Annotated in this window: 13 protein-coding genes and 1 pseudogene; 4 read left to right on the top strand and 10 right to left on the bottom strand. The window is 68.7% G+C overall.

What is annotated here, in order from left to right; all coding sequences use genetic code 11:
• Positions 1–149 precede the first annotated feature (149 nt).
• Complete coding sequence (locus tag FMP39_RS12205; protein ID WP_141590080.1) at positions 150–5,444, top strand: trifunctional serine/threonine-protein kinase/ATP-binding protein/sensor histidine kinase; 5,295 nt, start codon at positions 150–152, stop codon at positions 5,442–5,444.
• Positions 5,445–5,510: 66 nt separating this feature from the next.
• Here the strand turns inward: FMP39_RS12205 and clpX are convergent, their stop codons facing one another.
• From clpX to FMP39_RS12190, 3 genes are all read right to left on the bottom strand, one after another.
• On the bottom strand, positions 5,511–6,788 hold the full coding sequence (gene clpX, locus FMP39_RS12200; RefSeq protein WP_141590079.1) for an ATP-dependent Clp protease ATP-binding subunit ClpX: 1,278 nt from the start codon (positions 6,786–6,788) through the stop codon (positions 5,511–5,513).
• 224 nt (positions 6,789–7,012) lie between these two features.
• Positions 7,013–7,669, bottom strand: a complete 657-nt coding sequence (locus FMP39_RS12195; protein ID WP_141590078.1) for a hypothetical protein — start codon at positions 7,667–7,669, stop codon at positions 7,013–7,015.
• Between the two features lie 27 nt (positions 7,670–7,696).
• Positions 7,697–8,629 carry an AgmX/PglI C-terminal domain-containing protein gene (locus FMP39_RS12190; RefSeq protein ID WP_194858367.1) on the bottom strand — a complete coding sequence of 311 codons (933 nt, stop codon included), beginning with the start codon at positions 8,627–8,629 and terminating at the stop codon, positions 7,697–7,699.
• A gap of 44 nt (positions 8,630–8,673) precedes the next feature.
• Between FMP39_RS12190 and FMP39_RS12185 the strand changes: the two genes are divergently transcribed.
• Positions 8,674–9,519 carry a tRNA pseudouridine(38-40) synthase TruA gene (locus FMP39_RS12185; protein WP_141256927.1) on the top strand — a complete coding sequence of 282 codons (846 nt, stop codon included), beginning with the start codon at positions 8,674–8,676 and terminating at the stop codon, positions 9,517–9,519.
• Positions 9,520–9,546: 27 nt separating this feature from the next.
• Here FMP39_RS12185 and FMP39_RS12180 read toward each other — a convergent pair whose 3' ends face one another.
• From FMP39_RS12180 to FMP39_RS12170, 3 genes are all read right to left on the bottom strand, one after another.
• Complete coding sequence (locus FMP39_RS12180) at positions 9,547–9,711, bottom strand: ribbon-helix-helix domain-containing protein (RefSeq protein WP_011554065.1); 165 nt, start codon at positions 9,709–9,711, stop codon at positions 9,547–9,549.
• 59 nt (positions 9,712–9,770) lie between these two features.
• Complete coding sequence (locus tag FMP39_RS12175) at positions 9,771–10,346, bottom strand: hypothetical protein (protein WP_141590130.1); 576 nt, start codon at positions 10,344–10,346, stop codon at positions 9,771–9,773.
• A 113-nt stretch (positions 10,347–10,459) separates the two neighbouring features.
• Positions 10,460–10,951 carry a DUF1772 domain-containing protein gene (locus tag FMP39_RS12170; RefSeq protein ID WP_194858366.1) on the bottom strand — a complete coding sequence of 164 codons (492 nt, stop codon included), beginning with the start codon at positions 10,949–10,951 and terminating at the stop codon, positions 10,460–10,462.
• Positions 10,952–11,028: 77 nt separating this feature from the next.
• On the opposite strand from FMP39_RS12170, the gene FMP39_RS12165 reads away from it, so the two are divergent.
• Together FMP39_RS12165 and FMP39_RS12160 are read left to right on the top strand one after the other, a co-directional pair.
• Positions 11,029–11,817, top strand: coding sequence for an AraC family transcriptional regulator (locus tag FMP39_RS12165; protein WP_141590075.1), 789 nt, complete (start codon positions 11,029–11,031; stop codon positions 11,815–11,817).
• Positions 11,818–11,953: 136 nt separating this feature from the next.
• Positions 11,954–13,753: a hypothetical protein gene (locus FMP39_RS12160; protein WP_228557919.1), complete on the top strand. Its 1,800-nt coding sequence runs from the start codon at positions 11,954–11,956 to the stop codon at positions 13,751–13,753.
• A 41-nt stretch (positions 13,754–13,794) separates the two neighbouring features.
• On the opposite strand, the gene larE is transcribed toward FMP39_RS12160, so the two are convergent.
• From larE to FMP39_RS12140, 4 genes and pseudogenes are all read right to left on the bottom strand, one after another.
• Positions 13,795–14,691 (bottom strand): ATP-dependent sacrificial sulfur transferase LarE, encoded by an 897-nt coding sequence (larE, locus tag FMP39_RS12155; RefSeq protein ID WP_141590073.1) that lies wholly within the window; start codon positions 14,689–14,691, stop codon positions 13,795–13,797.
• Positions 14,692–14,788: 97 nt separating this feature from the next.
• Positions 14,789–15,562, bottom strand: coding sequence for an adenylyl-sulfate kinase (gene cysC / locus FMP39_RS12150; protein WP_141590072.1), 774 nt, complete (start codon positions 15,560–15,562; stop codon positions 14,789–14,791).
• A gap of 192 nt (positions 15,563–15,754) precedes the next feature.
• Positions 15,755–16,168, bottom strand: coding sequence for a Mov34/MPN/PAD-1 family protein (locus FMP39_RS12145; protein WP_141590071.1), 414 nt, complete (start codon positions 16,166–16,168; stop codon positions 15,755–15,757).
• Positions 16,165–16,482 (bottom strand): annotated as a pseudogene (locus FMP39_RS12140) (ThiF family adenylyltransferase); the annotation flags it as partial. The gene FMP39_RS12145 and the pseudogene FMP39_RS12140, both read right to left, overlap by 4 nt.

Here is a 16,482-nt window from a genome sequence, read left to right as displayed (position 1 = left end):
TCCATCGCACACCCGCGAGGCCCACTCCACTCCGCCTGCGGGCAGGCATCCGGCCTCACATCGTCCGCGCTCTGTTGCGAGCCCCCAGTGCCAGGGCTACCCTCCCCGCCTCAACGGGGAGTGCGCTCCTTCGCGCACGGGTGGAAGCAATGATGGATGTGCCCGGCTACCGCATCGGCAGAGAGGTCACCACCGCAGGGGCCTTCCAGCTCTTGCGCGCCACACGCGAGGAGGACGGCGCCTCGGTCATCCTCAAGGTCCCCGACGCGGCGCGGCTCCCCTCGGCCACCACGCGGCTTCGCCATGAGTGGGAGCTGACGAACGCCCTGAGTCTCGACGGCGTCCTGCGGCCCCTGGCGTGGGCCGAAGCGCGGGACGGCGTGCCCGTGCTCATCCTGGAAGGCTTCGGGGATGCGACGCTGACCCAACGCCTGTCACACGGGCGCGTGGAGCCGCGCGCCGCATGCCGCATCGCGCTGTCGTTGGCGCGCGCCCTGGGTGCCATCCACGAGCAGGGCATCCTCCACCGGGACCTGAACCCCAACAGCATCCTCGTGGGCACGGATGGCGAGTCCGTGAAGCTCACCGGCTTCACCCTCGCAACGCGCAGGCCCCGCGCCGAGGTCGCTCCGCTCGCGCCCGAGCGGTTGGAGGGCAGCCTCGAATACCTCTCCCCCGAGGGCACCGGGCGCACCCACCGCAGCGTGGACTCGCGGGCTGACTTCTATTCCATGGGCGTGGTGCTCTACGAACTGCTCACCGGGCGCCGCCCCTTCGCGGACACGGATGCGCTGGGCCTCATCCACGCACACGTCGCCCTGCCCCCGCCTCCGCCCGTCAGTGTCGAACCCGAGCTGCCCCAGCCCCTGTCCGACATCGCGCTCAAGCTGCTCGCCAAGTCCCCCGAGGACCGCTACCAGAGCGCCTACGGGCTCGTGGCGGACCTCCAGCGCTGCCTGGGTGCCCTGGAGGGCCCCGGCCCCGTCGCCGCCTTCGAGCTGGGCGCCAAGGACGTCCCCGAGCGCTTCGCCGTCCCCGAGAAGCTCTACGGCCGCGAGCCCCAGCAGGCGGCCCTGCGCGACGCCTTCGAGCGCGCCGCCTCAGGCCGCTCCGCCTTCGTGCTCGTCTCTGGCGCGGCGGGCATGGGCAAATCGGCCCTCACCGGGATGCTCAAGCGGCCCGTCGCCGAGCGCCAGGGCCACTTCGCCCGAGGAAAGTACGACCAGCTTCTCCGTGACACTCCCTACAGCGGCATCTTCGAGGCCTTCCGCGAGGTGGCTCGCGCGCTCCTCGGAGGGCAGGAGCAGGAGCTCGAGAGCTGGCGTCAGCACCTCCTCGAAGCCGTGGGCGGCATGGGCCGGCTGGTGGTGGACGCGGTGCCTCGCATGGCGCTGGTGCTTGGCGACCAGCCTCCCGTCCCGGAGCTGGGGCCCGCGGAGTCGGAGCTGCGCTTCCAACTGGTCCTGCGCAAGCTGGTGGCCGCGCTCGCCACGCGGGAGCATCCCCTGGTGCTCGTCCTGGACGACCTCCACTGGGCGGACAGCACCAGCCTCCAGTTGTTGCGGCTGCTCCTGACGGACCGGGACATCGAACACCTGCTCGTGGTCGCGGGTTGCCGCTCCGAAGAGCTGAGCCCCGACCATCCCGTGGAGTCCCTTGCCCGCGCGCTCCAGGACCACGGCACGCCGGTCCACCGCATCGACCTGGCGCCGCTGTCGCCCGAGGACGTGACGAGGCTGGTCGCGGACGTGTTCCCTCCCGCCGAGGGCCAACCCGACGCGCAGCTCGACGACCTGGTGCTGTCGCTGACGGAAGGCAACCCGTTCCACGCGGTGCAACTGCTGCGCACCTTCTACGAGCGCGGGCTGGTGCGCTTCGATGCGGACGGCGGTGGCTTCCGGTGGGATGCCAGCGCGCTGCGTGGACAGGACTTCAGTGACGGCGTGGTGGCCCTGCTCACCTCCCGCATCCGAGAGCTGAGCTCCGCCGCGCAGGCACTGCTGCCCATCGCCGCGGCACTGGGCCATCTGTTCGACCTGCACAGTCTGGCCATCGTCCTGGAGCGTACGGACGAGGAGGCCGAGAAGGGGCTCGTCGAAGTGCTCCAGGCGGGCCTGGTGGCGCCCATTGACGACGCCGACCTCGACAGCGGGGGCTCGTATCAGTTCACCCATGACCGCGTGCAGCAGGCCGCGCTGGAGCTGATTCCGGCGGATGTACATCCGGAAATCCATGCCCGCATCGGCCGGCTGCTCCTGCGGCACACGCCCCCGGAGCGGCTCGACGAAGAACTCCCGGAGCTCGTCAGCCACTTCCACTTGGCGTTGCCCGTGCTCCACGACGAGCAGGAGCGCCACCGCGTGGCGGAGCTGGACCTGCGCGCCGGCCGCAGCGCCAAGTCTCGAGGCGCCTGGGCCGCGGCCCTGCGCCTGTTGAACACGGGCCTGTCCCTGCTCGGCGACGACGGCTGGCGGAAGGACCGGCGGCTCACCTTCGACCTTCACGTCGACGCGGCCGAAGCGGCGTACCTCGACGCGGACTTCGACCTGATGGAGCGGTTGGCAGCGGCGGCGCTGGCCCATGCGGTGGACAGCGCGGAGGAAGTCCGCGTGCAGGAGGTCCGGCTCCAATGCCTCGCACACCGGGGCGAGCACTCGCGCGGCGTGGACCTGGGCCTGGAGGTGTTGCGCAAGCTGGGCCAGCCCCTGCCCGCGAATCCGAAGCAGCCCCACGTGCTGGCCGCGGTGGCGAAGACGAAGCTGCGTCTGGGCCTGCGCAAGCCCGAGGACCTGGCTGCCCTCCCCGAGTGCACCGACCCGCTCCTGCTCGCCACGCTGCGGCTGCTGGTGAAGCTGTCCTCGCTGGCCTTCATGGCCCGCCCGCTGCTCTTTCCGCTGGTGGTGCTCCGCGTGCTCCAGCTCACCATCCGCCACGGCGCCACGGGCGTGGCCGCGTTCGGCTACGTGGGCTACGGGCTGATGCTGAGCGTGCACCTGGGCAACCCCGAGGAAGGTTTCCGCTATGGCCGGCTGGCGCTGAAGACGCTGGACCGCTTCCAGGCGGAGAGCCTGCGGGCCATGGTGACCTTCGTCTTCAACCTCTTCATCCGGCACTGGAAGGAGCCGCTGTCCGCCTGCGTCGGCGACTTCCTCGCCGCCGCGCAGAAGGGCCAGGAGACGGGCGACATCGAATACTTCGGCTATGCGTCCAGCGCGGGCTGCGCCACCGCCCTCATCGCCCGGGACGGCCTGGCCGACGGTGGCCCGCGCATGGACCGGTACCGGGACATCCTGGCCACCCACCGCCACAAGAACGTGCTCTTCACCGAGTACATGCGGCACACGCTCGACTCCCTCACGGGTGCCTTCACCGGCAACGTGGAGGCCCGCGAAGAGGAGCTGGTCGCGCCGTACCGGCAGCTCGACTACGGCAACGGCATCGCCACCTGCGACGTGCTACGCACCCTGCGCCGCTGGCTGTGGGGCGATGCGCGCGGAGCGCTGGAGAGCGCCGCGGCGGTGGACGCCCAGGTGGAGCTCATCGCCGGGCAGATCTACCTGCCCTGGTACAAGTTCTTCCAAGGCCTGGCGCTCATGGCGGTCCACCCGACGTTGGGGCCGCTGGACCGGATTCGCTCGTCACGGGCCATCGACGCCATCCGCAAGTCCATGCGCGGATGGGCCCGCATCGCCCCCATGAACTACGGCGCCCGCGCGGAGCTGCTGGACGCGGAGCGGGCCCGCCTGGACGGCCAGGGGGACTCGGCCGCGGATGCGTATGACCGGGCCATCCGGCTGGCGCGCCAGTACAGCCTGTCGCTCGACGAAGGCGTGGCCTGCGAGGCCGCGGCACGGTTCCACCTGACGCAAGCCCGCGAGCGCGTGGCCCGCACCTACCTGGAGGAAGCCCGCGCCGCCTACCTGCGCTGGGGGGCCCGCGCCGTCGTGGCTCGGCTGGAGCGGGAGCACCCCCGGCTCTTGCCGTCCGCCCCCACGCCCACGCGCACGGATGCCCCCACCGAAGCGTCACTGGCCGCGCTGGACCTGGCGTCCGTCATCAAGACGGCGCGCGCGCTGTCTGGCGAAATCGTCCTGGGCAAGCTGCTGCGCAAGCTGATGACGCTGGTCATCGAGAACGCGGGCGCGCGCCGGGGCCTGCTGCTGCTGAAGCGGACCGAGGGCCTGGTCATCGCGGCGGAAGGCTCCGTGGACGGCGATGGCGTGGTGCTCGAGGCGCCCATCCCCATGGAGTCCTCCGCGTCGCTGCCGACCTCCATCATCCACTACGTGGTGCGCACCGGAGAGACGGTGCTCCTCCACGACGCCTCAGCGGAAGAGCCGTTCTCCGAGGACCCCTACGTCCGCAGCGCCCAGCCCAAGTCCCTGCTGTGCAGCCCGCTCTTGAAGCAGGGCTCGCTCACCGGCGTGCTCTACCTGGAGAACGACGCCACGCGGGGCGCCTTCACCCCGGAGCGGCTGGAGGTGCTGCGCCTGCTGTCGTTCCAGGCGGCCATCTCCCTGGAGAACGCCGACCTCTACGCCAGCCTGGAGGAGTACAGCCGGACACTGGAGCGCCGCGTCGAGGAGCGCACCGCCGAAATCCAGCACAAGAACGCCGAGCTGGCGGAGACGCTCACCCGGCTTCAGGAGATGCAGCGCCAGCTCGTGGCGCAGGAGAAGCTCGCGTCCCTGGGCGCGCTCACCGCGGGCATCGCCCATGAGCTCCAGAATCCGCTCAACTTCGTGAACAACTTCTCGAACCTGTCCTCACGGCTGGCCGGCGAGCTGGAGGAGACGCTGAAGGGCATGGCGGACCGGCTCGACAGCGAGGCCCGCGAGGACGTGCTGGAGACGCTCCAGGACTTGAAGCAGAACGCCCAGCGCATCCACAGCCACGGCACGCGTGCCTCGGACATCATCAAGACGATGCTCCGGCACTCGCGCAAGTCGGAGGGCACCCGCTCCAAGTCGGACCTCAACCTGCTGGTGCGCGAGAGTGTGAATCTGGCAGTGCAGGGCCTGCGCAGCCGTCCCGGCGGGGCCAGCGTGAAGATGGAGACCACGTTAGACCCCACCGTGGGCATCGTGGAGCTGGTGGCCAGCGACATCAGCCGGATGCTCACCAACATCCTCGACAACGCGTTCTACGCCGCGGCGCAACACCAACAGCAGGCCGGCGCGGGCTTCACGCCCCAGGTGCACCTGAGCACCCGCCGCGTCGGAAGCAAGGTGGAGCTGCGCATCCGAGACAACGGGCCGGGCATCCCCGAGGACCTCCGCGAGAAGCTCTTCCACCCCTTCTTCACCACCAAGCCCGCGGGCGTGGGCACGGGGCTGGGGCTCTCGCTGTGCCACGACATCGTCCAGGAGCACCAGGGCGACCTCCGTGTGGAGAGCACGCCCGGCGCCGGGGCCGAGTTCATCGTCACCCTGCCCGCGCCCTGAAAGCGAAGGCCCCGCCTCCCGGGAGGGAAGCAGGGCCTTGGGACACCGGGAGAAGGGAGACCGCCGCTAGGCCGTCTTCTTCTCCTTCTCCATGACGAGCTGGGGCGCCTCGTGCTTGGTGATGACCTGCTCGGTGATCTTGCACTCCTTGATGCCTTCGCGGAACGGCACGTCGTACATGATCTCCAGCATGGCATCCTCCAGGATGGCGCGAAGACCGCGCGCTCCGGAGTGACGGCGCATCGCCTCGCGGGCGATGGCGCGCAGCGCCTCCTTGGTGAAGGTCAGCTTCACCTTCTCAAACTCGAAGAGCTTCTGGTACTGCTTCACCAGGGCGTTCTTCGGCTGGGAGAGGATGATGACCAGGTCCTCTTCCTTCAGGTCGTTCAGCGTGGCGATCATCGGCAGGCGGCCGATGAACTCCGGAATCATGCCGAAGCGCATGAGGTCTTCCGGCTCGGTCAGCGCCAGCAGCTCACCCACGCTGCGCTCCTCACGGTGGGTGATCTTCGCGCCGAAGCCGAGGCCCTTCTCGCCCACGCGGCGCTTGATGACGCCGTCGATGCCGTGGAAGGCGCCGCCGCAGATGAACAGGATGTTCGTCGTGTCGACCTGGACGTACTCCTGCTGGTTGTACTTCTTCCCGCCGCGCGGCGTGACGTTGGCCCGGGTGCCTTCGATGATCTTCAGCAGGGCCTGCTGCACACCCTCGCCGCCCACGTCGCGGGTGGCGCTGGGCATGTCACCCTTGCGGGCGATCTTGTCGATCTCGTCGATGTAGACGATGCCGCGCGAGGCCTTCTCCACGTCGTAGTCGGCGTTGTGGAGGAGGTTCTGGATGATGTTCTCCACGTCCTCGCCCACGTAGCCGGCCTCGGTGAGGCTGGTGGCGTCGGCGATGGTGAAGGGCACGTTGAGGAAGCGCGCCAGCGACTGGGCCAGCAGCGTCTTGCCACTTCCCGTGGGACCGATGAGCAGAATGTTGCTCTTGCTCAGCTCCACTTCCTCGCCGGTGGGGCCCTTCACGCCAGGACGCGGCCGGGAGTTCGGCTTCTTTTGATAGATGCGCTTGTAGTGGTTGTACACCGCCACCGCGAGGACCTTCTTCGCCTGGTCCTGTCCGATGACGTAGTCGTCGAGGAACGCCTTGATCTCCGCCGGCGTCGGCAAGCTGACCTGGGGCTTGCCCTCCTCGCGCTCGTTCTCGTCCGCGATGATGTCGTTACACAGCTTGATGCATTCGTCGCAGATGTAGACCGTCGGGCCCGCGATGAGCTTGCGGACCTCGCGCTGCGACTTGCCGCAGAACGAACAAGACAGGTTGACGTGGTGCTCCTTCTTCACTGCCGCCTCCGAGTTCGCCGGCTCCGGACACCCGGAGCCTCCTTCGCCGTCCACCGCTCCCCTACCCGCACGGCCTGCCCACGTCTCGAACAGCCGTCAGGCCCACCTTCCACGCGGCCCTGAACCACTATAGGGCCCTCCCCTTCGGGCAGGAAGCCCGGCGGTACAGGCCCGTTGCCGAGCGTACAGCCCCGGCCAACGGGTCAGCGTTCAGTAACAGCGGCTCAGGCGTCCGTCACGCCCGAGGCGATGTCTTCGAGGTCTTCCGCCAGGGCGGCTGCCCGCTCGGCGACGGCGTTCGGAATCCGACGGCTCCCCGACAGCTCGCTCGCGAGCTTGCGGGCCATCTGCGCCAGTTTCCGCACCTGGGCGCTCTCCGGGGGCGGCTCCGGCGGGGGACGGGGGAAGCGCTCGGCGAACTCCTTCTTCAGCTCGGCCGGGTTCTTCTCCGGGCTCCAGATGCTGTCGCGCAGGGACTTGTATTCAGTGGGCGACAGCTGGCCCCGCTCCTCCGCGTCCGCGAGGACTTCAATGACCTCGAACGCGGGTGCGCGCTGGGGGAACTCCTGTGCGGTGAGCTCCTCCTCGGGCTCGTGCTTGGTCAGGAAGCTGAACGAGCGGGTGAGCTTCAAGGCGGTCTGCTTCTTGATGTGCAGTTCCTTGAGGCAATAGGTCTCGAAGGAGGGGTAGCCCCACTCCTCGAACTTGGCCTCGTCCCGGACCTGGACCAGGAGCTTGCCCAGCTCGGCCCAGGTGGACTTGAAGCGCTTGGCTGCCGTCAGCACGGTGTGACGGAAGGTCCCCGGCGGGACGCTCATGGCCTTCTTCGCGATTTCGGTCTCAGCAACAGATGCGGCGGACATGCCCACGGTATCGGGCATGCCCGGGGTGCCGGCAAGAAAGTGACCCTACCCCCGCTTGCCGATGGTGAACGACAGGCCCACCGTCGCCTGCTCGCCTTCGTAGGCGCGGAACGGCCACTTCCGCATCTCCGACAGCAGGCACTCGTAGAGTGGACCCTTCTTGAACTGATGGTTGTCCACCCACAGCTTGCTGACCCGGCCATCGTTCCCGATGACGAACTCCATGGGGACCTTGGCGTAGATGCCGGGGGTGCGCTCCGCCTCTTCCTTGAAGCAGCGGAAGAGCGTGGACTTGTTGCTGGCCACCACCTGGTTGATGGCGGACTGGTCGAACTGCTGCGTCATCTCCATGCCATCCGGGTCGGTGGTCACGCTGCCCCCGGGGCGGGGCTTCCGGTCCGCCGGCGCCCGGGTGGTGGACGCCATGGCCACCTTGCCCGGACCGCTGCTGCCGGTGGCGGGCTTCACACCCGGCTCGCCCGAACCCGGACGGCGCGCGCCATGTCCGGGGTACTCGAAGAGCTCCTCGTCATCCACCCGGGCCTGGGCCACGCGGATGGTGATTTCGCCCATCTCGAAGTCGTCCGTCTGGACCTCGCCGCCGCCGCCGAACCAGCCGTGGACGGCGGCGTTGCGCGCCACCTGGATGCCGACGATGCCCAGCACCACCACGCCCACCGCCGCGGCGCCGCCGAGAATCTTCAGGCGCTTCGCGGACTTCGCCCGCTCCACGACGACCGCGGCATCCACGCGGGCGCGCGCCTCCACCCGGGCCACGTGCACGCGGAAGGCGTCCACCTCGGACATGCGGTGGAAGTCCCGCTCTCCTGCGGGCGCCACCAAGGTGTCCAGCGTCAGCTCACCCGAAGTGAGCTTCTCCACGAGTTGAGCACCACTGACGGGCCCCAGGATGAGGTCCCCGTGCTTGAAGAGCCAGAGTCCGTCCACGTCCGCCGCAAGGTCTTGTCCAGCCGCCATTTTGCGCGCGAGTATCCCGTGGTTCCCCACACCCAAGCAACGGCGTGCTCCCCTCCACCTCCAAGCGGATTCCCGTCGCACTGTGGATCTGGTACCGCGGCGGAATCTTCCGCGGCTTCCAGCGCCAACCCGAGGGCCCCACCGTCCAGTCAGCCCTGGAAGAGGCGCTGCGGTCCGTGGGGGTGCCGGCGACCTTGATGCCTTCGGGGCGCACGGACCGGGGCGTCCACGCCCGGATGCAGGTGGTGAGCGTCCGGCTGGAGGCGGGCGACTCGGCGGAGTCCCTGGAGAAGCGGCTCCCGCCCCGGTTGCCACCGGGCCTGGGCCTGTGCGGGGTGCGCCGGCCCACGTCCTTTCATGCGCAGTGGAGCGCATGCGGCAAGGAGTACCGCTACCGGTTCCAGCTGGGCGGGGCCGTGATGCCCGAATGGGCGCCCTATGCGCTGGACGTGTCCGCGGAGCCGCTGCTCCAGGCCACGGCGGTGACGCCGGAGCGGCTGGCGGCGCTGCTGCGTTCAGCGGAAGGGACGCGGGACTTCATCGCGTTCCATGAGAAGTCCAGTCCACGCAAGCCGCGCACGCTGGAGTCCGCCACCCTGCACGCGCTGGGCGGTGGGCTCTACGAGGCTCGGCTGCGAGGGGACGGCTTCGCGCGCTACCAGATCCGCTATTTGATGGGGAGCGCGTTGAAGGTGGCCGCGGGGCTGCTGCCGGAAGAGGCGTGGCTCGCGGCACTCGAGACGGGTCAGGCCATGGAGGGCTTCAAGGCGCCCGCTCACGGCCTCGTGCTCTGGGAGGTTCGCTACCCTCCCCAAGTGGACCCCTTCACCGCCGGGGAGCGTCTCCATCCCCCGGGGCTTCCGCTGGAGCCACCCTTCCACATCGGGTGACGCGCGGTGGGGCCCGGATGGCCGTCTTCAGTCGACGAGCCGCTCTTCGTACTTCGCGAGCAGATCGGAGATGGCCTCGCGGAGGTACTCGCTCTGACGGATGCGCGTGGTGCGCGACAGGTCCTTGAGCGCGTCGAGCTTCTCGCGGTTGAGCCGGAAGACCACTGAGGTAAGGCGGGGATTCATGTCCATGTGCGCGACCTCCTACAGATGCGCACACATTCTCACAAGTCGGTCTGATCGCAAGAAATTCACTTCGATCCGACCGGGAAGATCCACTGAACCCCGGTGAAGGCTTCCGCGTCTCCGCGCAGGCCCGCGCCGAACCCGAGCGAAAGCCCGAGTCCCCCGAACACCGCGAGCCGCTCGGAGAAGGTGTGTCGCACGCCCAACGCTACGCGAGGCCCCAGCCACGGCCCAGAAAACGGCCTGATCAGCAGGCCCAGATCATAGAAGGTCTGCCAGGACCCATCTCCGTAGAAGTTCCGGAAGCCGCCGGCCACCGATAGATCCGGGCCGCGCAGGCTGCCGCGGATCACCACGAAGACCTCGTCCCCGTCGTAGCCCACGGTCCGGCTGCCCCCGAGGTCCAGGTGCGCGTCCCCGCCATGCTTCGCGTCCGACTCTGAGCGATCAATGGACTCGGTGTAGGAGGCGCCGGGGCCGAGGATCAGCGAGAAGGCCCGTCGTTCCGCGTACGGCGCGTCCACGTACTCCGCCGCGCCGGCTGCCGCGGGCAGGAGCACGGAACAGGCGCTGATCAGGGTGTGGACGCGGCGTGTCAGGCGGGAACCTGCCCTGGGGGACGTGGAGTGATCGCGGGCCATGGCGCGGATCACGTTTCTATCAGGGTCCGCGCCCGGGGATGTGCCAGTCCGTGCTCCCCTCCCCTGGCGAGGCGGCCAGGGGCGCGGTGCGCGCACGGAATCGGACGTTCTGATCACGCCCCACCCTTCCATCGGAGCCAGGACAGGGCCTGGAGCGCCGAGAACCAGGCCCCCGCGCTGAGCACATGCCGCAGGTGGTTCATCCGCGCCCACGTCATCGCGGTCTCCACGGCGGCGGTGTTATCGGGTGCCTCCATCAGCCGGACCATCGTCGGAATGAAGTACGAGAAGGTCAGGAGCCGGTCGGCCAACGCCGCCAACGCGGCCCCGAGCCACCAGAGGCGCAGCGCGCCGGTGGCCTGGGATGCGAAATAGAGGCTCGCCAGGGTGAGCAGCGTCAGCGGCCCCGTGGTGACGAAGGCCCAGAAGCGGAGTCCCACGTTGTCCTCCCGCGCGGCCTCCGCGGACCAGTGTCCGCCCAGGGTGTCGAGCCATCGGGGCAACGAGACGCGGTGCTCGTAGAGCCCCGCGCCGAAGGCGATGCCCAGGACGACGACGAAAAGCCACAGGACGATTGCCGCGACCGAATGCTTCAGGTTGATCATGGCGCCAGGATGCGTTCCCGGCACGCGAGCGTCTTTCGTGCCCTTGCGCCGTTTTTCGCATTCCTGCGGAGTTCCCGATGAGCCCCCGGCCCGCCCTGCTCGAACAGATTGGCTCGGACGTCGTGCAGTTCCAGGACGCGTCCGCGGAGTTCGATGCCACCGTCGGAAAGGTCCTGGCGCTCGGGCGCGCGGACCTCGCGTGCCTGACGCAGATTCACTTCGGAGGCCCCACGCCCCTGGGCGCCGTCGCCCGCGAAGCCGACGTGGCGCGGCTGGAGCTTGCGGGCTACGTCCAGCGAGAAACGGCCGGTGGTGGCCAGCGGCTGGTGCTCACCTCGCACGCACGCGAGTGGATCGACACGCTCTGGGGCCCGTTGCAGGCGGACGGGCACCAGCTCATGGCGGGGCTGCCGGAGGAACACCTGCGAATCGTCGCGGGGTTCCTGAAAGCGGCGAGAGCCATCCAGGACCGACACGCGACTCGGGTGGCCAGACTGCTCCAGGAGCCGGGGACTTCACGGGCGGCACGCCAGCGAGGCGGGCTCTCCCCCGCCGCACTTCGCCGCGTGCAGCTTTACGTGGAGGCGCACCTTGCCGAGCCAATCCGTGTAGGGGAGCTCGCCCAGCGCTCCGGATTGAGCGTCTTTCATTTCACCCGCGCCTTCCGCCAGTCCGCTGGGATGACACCGCACGCCTGGGTGCAGCAACGACGCGTGGAACGGGCGCGCGACTTGTTGAGCAACTCGTCGCTGCCGCTGGGAGACATCGCGCTCGCGGTGGGCTTCAGCTCACAGAGCCATTTCACCACGGTGTTCCGCAGGCTCACCGGACTGACTCCGGCTGTCATCCGCCGCGAACAACGCTGAAGGAACCGGGTGCAAGGTGGGCCCCATTCGCCCTCCCACATGGCATCGCAACACATACAGGTTACGCATTGACCTGCGTCCTTGGAGAGGTTGATCTCCCCCCATGCACACGGGAACTCCATGGCTCGCAGGACTGATGCTCGTCGTGACGGCTTGCGCCACCCGTCCCCCGGCCGTCATTCCCGCTCCTTCCTCGATCCCCGTCGTAGTGACGGCTCCCAAGCCGCTCCTCACGGTGTTCCGCCTCGAACCGGATGGGACCAGCGCTGAGCTCGGACATTTGCCACCAGGGCCTGAAGGCTTCACCCCACCTGACACGGGCAACTGGTACGCAGAACCCTTGCGCCCCGTGCGTACCGAAGCGGAGGCTCGCGAGATCGCTGCCGTGTTGCGCGAGCATCGCGTGCGCGAATTGTCGTTTGGCGTTGCCGGTGTCCCAGCCCCCGGGCTGCTCGCAGCCCTGCTTCAGGAGTCCGGCGTCGTCGCGCTTCAGGCGTCTGGCACGGACTTCGGCAATGCGCACCTCGCCTCGCTGGAAAACGCGACCCAGCTCGAGGCCCTGCACCTCAATGCCACCCGAGTCACCGACGCGGGGCTGGCTCCTCTCAAGCGCATGCAACGACTGGCAGTGCTGCGGCTGGACGAAACGCCGGTCTCCGACGCAGGGCTTGCGTCGCTGTCAGAGCACATCACCCTGCGTCGAGTAACCCTCGCTGGAACAGCCGTAACACCTCAGGGACTTGGATTCCTCGCGAGGCAACCGGGGCTGGAGGAACTCGACCTGTCGGATACCGCGGTGGACGACACCGTCCTCACAGTGCTGCCGAGCGCCCCGTTGCACACGCTCAACCTCAGCGGAACGAAAGTCACGGATGCCGGCCTCCGCGGCCTCAACGCCCTGCCCTCCCTTCGGCGGCTGGGCCTTGCGCGGACCACTGTGTCAGACGCCAGCCTTCTGCACATCGCGGGACTCCGTGAACTGGAAGCCCTCCACCTGGGCAGCACGCAGGTGACGGACGCCGGGTTGCTCCACCTCGCGAAACTGCCCGCGCTTCGTGCGCTGGTTCTCAGCAAGGCGCGAATCCGAGGCGCAGGACTTCGCCACCTCGCGGGCCTCTCTCGACTGGAAGCGCTTCACCTCGACGACACGCGAGTGGGTGACTCAGCGCTGCGCCATCTTCGAGGACTCAACGAGTTGAGGGAGCTCGACCTCTCGCGCACCGCCATTACGGGCACGGGACTTCAAGACCTGAGCACCTTGGTGGCGCTCGAATCACTCTGGCTCTCGGGGCTCGCGCTGACGGACGATTCCCTCACCGCACTCGCTCCCCTCAGCCAACTGACGCGACTCGCGCTCAGCCACACGCCGATTGGCCCGGAGGCGCTGAACAACCTGGGTTCCCGCCCGCTCCTGCGACACCTGGACTTGAGCAAGACCGGGTTCACCGACGAATGGGTGCCCTCCATCCGGCAGGCCTTCCCCGGCCTCCATTCCTTGAAAGCCGAACGCACCCTCCTCACGGACGTCGGGCTGGGCCAGTTCGCCGAATGGACAGAACTGGAGGCAATCCATGTCGCGGGGACGCTCGTCAATGGTTCTGGCCTGACGCGCCTGCACACCCTTGCCCGACTCACGACGCTCGACCTCGGCGCGACGAGGTTGGACGCAGAGGGCCAGAAAGCGCTCCAGGGCTTCACGAAACTCGTCTGGCTGAGCGTCGCCGGCGTCCGCACCGGCGACGAGATGCTTGGCCACCTCCCCCGTTCGCTCCGAACCCTCTACCTGACGCGCACGAAAGTCACCGACGCGGGCCTCCCGGCGTTGCACAAGCTGCCCCACCTGCGGGAACTCGACCTGCGCGGAACCGCGGTTTCCACAGAGGCCCGGAGCGCCCTGGCACGGGAGCGCGGCATCCACCTCGTCACCGGGATGTGAGCCGGTCCCGAGCCTCACGACCACCGCCATGGAGACGCGGCTCAGCTCACCACGGGCAGCGAAAAGCCCTCCGGCTTGCCCGTGTCCCCCGGCCGCGCCACACCCGCCGCATCATTCATGCGGCCCGAGCGGAACGGCTCCAGGTCCAGCGCCACGAACTTGAACCCCAGCGCCAGGAACGCGGTGTTGATCTTCTGCCGCACGTCCGCCGCGAGGAAGCGCTCGTACTCCTCCGCCGCCACCTCCAGCCGCGCCACGTCCTGGTGGTACCGCACGCGGAACTGTCGGAAGCCCAGCTTGCGCAGCTCCGACTCGGCGGCGGCGACCTGCAGCAGCCGATCCCGCGTCACCGCCGTGCCGTACGGAATCCGCGACGCCAGGCACGCCATCTGCGGCTTGTCCCACGTCGGCAGCCCGAGCGACTGGCTCCAGGCCCGGATCTCCTCCTTCGTCAGCCCCGCCTGTGCCAGCGGTGACACCACCTGGTGCTCCTGCGCCGCCTTGTGGCCAGGCCGGTGGTCCTTGAAGTCGTCCGCGTTGAAGCCGTCCAACACCACCGCCAACCCCAGCGACTTCCGCTGCGCCTCGCAGATGTCGTACAGCTCCGTCTTGCAGAAGTAGCAGCGGTTCGTCGGGTTGGCCGCGTACTGCGGGTTCGCCAGCTCGTTGCTGCCCAGCACCACGTGCCGGGCGCCCAGCCGCTTCGCCAGCTCGCGCGCCTCGTCGGCCTCCTCGGGTGCCACGGACGCGGACAGCGCGGTGAGCGCGAGCGCCCGGTCGCCCAGCTCCTCCACCGCCACCTTCAGCACGAAGGTCGAATCCACACCGCCGGAGAACGCCACCAGCGCGCTGCCATGGGCCCGCAGCGCGGCACGCATCGACTCCAGCTTGGGGCGCGACGACTCACACAGGGACTTGATCCGCTCGGGGCTCAACATGAGGCTCTCCTAAAACGGAGGGGCCCCGGATTGCACGCGCACCGCGCGGCAACCTGGAGCCCCTTGGAAATGACACCGGGCCCGGAAGCCCAGCCGCCTAGCGAGCCTTCCGCTTCGCGGCCTTCTTCGCCGCCGAGGCCGGCTTCGCCACCCGGGCCGCGCGCGTGGCCGGACGGGCCTTGGCGCCCTTGTCCGCCTTCGGCGACTTCGCCGCGGGCTTGGACTCCTCGGCGCGGCGGGCTTTGGCGCCACCCTTCTCGGCCTTCTCCGCCTTCTCGCCCTTCGCGGGGAGCGGGTTGGCCTTCATCTTCTTGCCGGTGATGACCTTCAGCTCCTCGGTGCTCATGTAGCCGAGGTCCAGAAGCGACTGGAAGATCTTCGCCGCGCCGTCCTCCACCGACTCCACGTTGGAGTGGATGGTGACCTCCGGCGAGTTGGGCGGCTCATACGGCTCGGTGATGCCAATGAAGTTGGGGATCTCCCCGTTGAGCGCCTTCTTGTAGCGGCCCGTGGTGTCGCGCTCGATGAGCTTCTCGGTCGGGCAGTCGACGTAGACTTCCACGTAGCGACCAATCGACCGGCGGTTCTCCTCACGGCCCGGCTTGTACGGGCTCACGCAGGGTACCAGCGCCGCCACGCCGTTTCGCGTCAGCAGGTTCGCCACGAACCCCAGCCGCTTCACGACGGTGATACGGTCCTCCTTGCCATCCCCCAGCCCCGCCCACAGCGCCTCGCCAAGTTCACCCTCGTCGAGGATCTCGACGTTGCGACCCACCTGCCGCAAGCGCGCGGCGATGTAGGCGGCGGTGGTGCTCTTCCCGGTACCGGACATGCCGGTCAGCCAGAGGGTGAAACCAGTGTTGGAGGCCATATGGGTCGTCTACTCCCTGCGTCCGGAGCACTTCTTGCAAGCTGCGTATGGACGCCGCAGATCCAGAAGATGGACGCGGTTATAGACGAAAACCCGGCCACTTGACAATTCGCGCCCACCTTTCCGCAGGTGGGGGTGACGGGCATTCAAGTGCCTGCTCAGACAAGGCTTTTTCGTTTCTGCAATGCACTTTCAGCCCGTTCGTAACACGAAGTTTCCCTCAAGCCACTCATACTCCGACACGTAGTGAACACAGCCGCGATGTACGGATCCGATGAGATAGGAAACATCTGGGAGCAACGGATGCCCCTCCGGAGCCGCCCGCAGCAGGTCCTCCCGGGAGAATGTGGCCGGTGCATCCACATGCGAGTGGAACACGCACACCACTCGCTCTGACCGTACATCCGCGTCCATGCAGACGGCCAGCCACTCCTCGGGCGTGAAGGCGTACGCCACGCGTGGGTTGTCGGCGGCATTGCGCAGGGGGCGGATCCGCAGGGCGCCCGACCCCTCCGCGCGGAGGATCACCCCACAGCCCTCGAACGGATACGCGGCCTCCAGGTGACGCCCCACCTCGTCGAGGATGTGCTCGGGCCAGTGACTCACGGCTCGGCGGGCGGCTCACGGCCCGCGCAGCGCGAGCACCTGCGCAATTCCATCTCCTCCACGGCTCCAGGTGCCACCAACCACCGGCCGCCCAGCGCGGGGCCCAGGCCCAGCCGCAGCCGCTGAAACACGAGTGCGCCCAGCGTCCCCACGGCCACGCCCAGCGCCCCATCCGGGGGCGAGCCCAGGTGCCGCACCGTCTCACCGAAGCACCAGAAGCACCCCTCCGCGCTTCGGAAGACAACGGCGGCCCGCATGCCATCGCCCCCCAGCGCCACCCAGGGCGCCTCGCCACTCCACGCCGCGGGCAGCTC

This window comes from Myxococcus sp. AB056 (assembly GCF_006547365.1).
GTDB classification, from domain to species: Bacteria; Myxococcota; Myxococcia; order Myxococcales; family Myxococcaceae; genus Myxococcus; species Myxococcus virescens.
Note: the sequence above shows the minus strand (reverse complement) of the source record. Positions and strands in the feature narration are given on the sequence as shown.

Coding starts and splice junctions, on each gene's coding strand:
- FMP39_RS12205 (WP_141590080.1), top strand. CDS start 150: ATGATGGATGTGCCCGGCTACCGCATCGGCAGAGAGGTCACCACCGCA.
- FMP39_RS12195 (WP_141590078.1), bottom strand. CDS start 7,669: ATGCCCGATACCGTGGGCATGTCCGCCGCATCTGTTGCTGAGACCGAA.
- FMP39_RS12190 (WP_194858367.1), bottom strand. CDS start 8,629: ATGGCGGCTGGACAAGACCTTGCGGCGGACGTGGACGGACTCTGGCTC.
- FMP39_RS12180 (WP_011554065.1), bottom strand. CDS start 9,711: ATGGACATGAATCCCCGCCTTACCTCAGTGGTCTTCCGGCTCAACCGC.
- FMP39_RS12175 (WP_141590130.1), bottom strand. CDS start 10,346: ATGGCCCGCGATCACTCCACGTCCCCCAGGGCAGGTTCCCGCCTGACA.
- FMP39_RS12170 (WP_194858366.1), bottom strand. CDS start 10,951: ATGATCAACCTGAAGCATTCGGTCGCGGCAATCGTCCTGTGGCTTTTC.
- FMP39_RS12165 (WP_141590075.1), top strand. CDS start 11,029: ATGAGCCCCCGGCCCGCCCTGCTCGAACAGATTGGCTCGGACGTCGTG.
- FMP39_RS12160 (WP_228557919.1), top strand. CDS start 11,954: ATGCTCGTCGTGACGGCTTGCGCCACCCGTCCCCCGGCCGTCATTCCC.
- larE (WP_141590073.1), bottom strand. CDS start 14,691: ATGTTGAGCCCCGAGCGGATCAAGTCCCTGTGTGAGTCGTCGCGCCCC.
- cysC (WP_141590072.1), bottom strand. CDS start 15,562: ATGGCCTCCAACACTGGTTTCACCCTCTGGCTGACCGGCATGTCCGGT.